General features: G+C 38.2%; 2 protein-coding genes and 1 pseudogene. 1 reads left to right on the forward strand and 2 read right to left on the reverse strand.

All coding sequences use genetic code 11. The features are described 5' to 3' along the window. Positions 1 to 873, forward strand: an 873-nt coding sequence (locus tag ACIQZ6_RS12765) for a DUF1080 domain-containing protein (RefSeq protein ID WP_395811686.1), incomplete at its 5' end; no start/stop codon positions are given. 328 nt (positions 874 to 1,201) lie between these two features. Here the strand turns inward: ACIQZ6_RS12765 and ACIQZ6_RS12770 are convergent. Then, positions 1,202 to 1,807 (reverse strand): RDD family protein, encoded by a 606-nt coding sequence (locus tag ACIQZ6_RS12770; RefSeq protein ID WP_395811688.1) that lies wholly within the window; start codon positions 1,805 to 1,807, stop codon positions 1,202 to 1,204. A gap of 94 nt (positions 1,808 to 1,901) precedes the next feature. Further along, positions 1,902 to 2,508: pseudogene (locus tag ACIQZ6_RS12775) on the reverse strand (hypothetical protein); the annotation flags it as partial.

Genomic DNA, 2,508 nt, shown 5'->3' on the forward strand with positions numbered 1-2,508 from the left:
CACTTCATACAGCTAATTATTATTACCTTGGTTTATAAAGCAAATTCTATGTTAACTAAATTCATCACGCTGTGCTTAGTGGTATTGAGCACAAGCAGTATTGCACAAAACAAAGGCTGGACCAGCCTTTTTAATGGCAAAGACCTCAAAGACTGGAAAGTGAAAATCAATGGCCACCCGCTGAATGATAATTATGCCAATACCTTCAGAGTTGAAAACGAAGCAATGAAAGTTTCGTATGATGGCTATCCTGAATGGAAAGATCGCTATGGACATATTTTTTATAAAAAACCATATTCTGCCTATGTCTTAGTTGTTGAATATCGGTTTACAGGGGATCAAATTCCTGGCGGACCAGGTTGGGCTACTAGAAATAGCGGAGCCATGCTGCATAGTCAATCTCCTGAAAGCATGGGTCTAAATCAGGATTTTCCAATCTCACTTGAAACTCAGTTTTTGGGTGGCGATGGCAAGAATGCAAGAACCACATTAAACCTTTGTACTCCGGGCACCAATGTATTCCTTAATGGTAAATTATTTACACCTCATTGCGTGAATTCTACATCAAAAACTTATCATGGTGATCAGTGGGTAAGAGCAGAGATGGTAGTTCTTGGCGATTCATTAATTCAACATCGCTTGGAAGGCAAAACCGTTTTTGAATATACTAAACCACAGATAGGTGGTGGAAACGTAGCAAATTTTGATCCGACAGTTAAAATAGATGGAAAAGCTCTGAAAGAAGGATACATTTCATTGCAAAGCGAAAGCCATCCGGTAGAGTTCCGAAAAGTAGAACTGTTTGATCTTGCAAAATACATGAATAATCCTGCTAAGCTGGAGAAAATATTGAGCAGTATTTTGCAGAAATAACATTAAATGTTGTCTGTTATCAGTTGTCTGTTGTCAGGCAACCTACAACTAACATAGCAGTGGAGCAAGGAACCGGGATAAGGGATCAAAGAATAAAGACAAATTCAGCGTCAGTTTGAAATTTACTTGTATGATGCTACTCAGATAACAGACAACTGGAACCAGTATTGAGTATTGAGATAATTTACTTCATTTAATAGCAGAACATCATACCTCCGACTTCATACCTCAGATAACTGACAACAGATAACTGACAACAGATAACTGACAACTGATAACTGATAACAGATAACTGAAAACAGACAACTGATAACTGACAACTGATAACTCAAATAAGCCTATCCTTTATCACCACAGTTCCTGCGATTCTGTCATGCAAACACTGTTGTCGTTTATCAAAAAAGCCCATCAGATAGCCTAATCCAAGCGTTGCTGTACTGAGGATTTTACTTAGGTTTCTTACTAAAGAGCGATTAAATGTAATGGGATTCCCTTTTTCATCGCTAACCTTCAATCCCATTAAAACCTTACCCCAAGTACCTTGTCTTACAGACGATTCCATCACAATACTGTAAATAAACTTTGCTTCAGGAATAATACCAAGCCCGGCTAATGAAACTATAATTCGTAATTGCTTTTCATCGATAAAGAGTACTACTGCGGTAGCAATAACACAATATATCGCAAAAATGATAAAATAATCAATGATCACAGCCAGCAACCTTACATCTAAACTTGCAAAATATTGAGGAAGCCTAACATGAGCTTTTAAACGAAGGAGTTCACACAATTCAGGCACCTCATGTGCTTCTTTGTAGTCATCCATTTCATCCGTTTTCACAAAAGTCCCGGCCTTGATTTTTAGTCTCTTTAATTCATCTGGAGCATACGGGCCACTAGGCTTTCCCTCGATAACAACAGTATATTCTTTCATTTTTTATACATAAAAAGACTTTGGATTTGATCCAAAGTCTGGTCTAAGTTAATCCAAGTCACTCCGGAGTAAATCCGGGGTGATTCCAGAAGGGTCAATACTTTCTAACTTCAAACGAAGAGAGTCCACCTTTTAAACTAATATTGATTTTTTTTGCAGCTGTGCTGTAATTACTGGTCTGGTAGGTTCCATCAGTCTGTTTAATAAAACCAATGAAATCTTTGGATGAAAGTCCGCTATCTACTACAATACGGCAACCTGATTCAGATGGTACATCAATCTCAACATTTGCAACTCCTGTTTCAACAGTCACGTTGGTTAGCGGTTGAAGCGAACCAATTTTTGCTTCAAAAGAAGCGGCGCCACCCTCAAATTTAAGAGAACTTACTTTATAAGGTGTTAAATCGAAAATAGCCTCTCCTGCTCCCATCCCTATACGAATATCCCAAACCGGAGTCATATTCAAACGAATGTTTGTTTCATTGTTTTCCATTTCATCCAGATTCCAGCGTTGTTCTCCGTTGCGCATCTTGAAATTTAAAACTTCAACAGAATCGCTGATACTTTTTGTGAGGGTATATTTTGCAAACTGTCTTTTAACATCTGCTTCAAAAAGACTCGAGGTTGTATCCTGAAGTTTAAAGCTGGTAGCTCCACCCTGAATTCTTAATTCTGCTCTCTTGGCACCACCATAAGGCTCT

It is taken from the genome of Daejeonella sp. (assembly GCF_044348475.1).
Classification (GTDB): Bacteria; Bacteroidota; Bacteroidia; order Sphingobacteriales; family Sphingobacteriaceae; genus Daejeonella.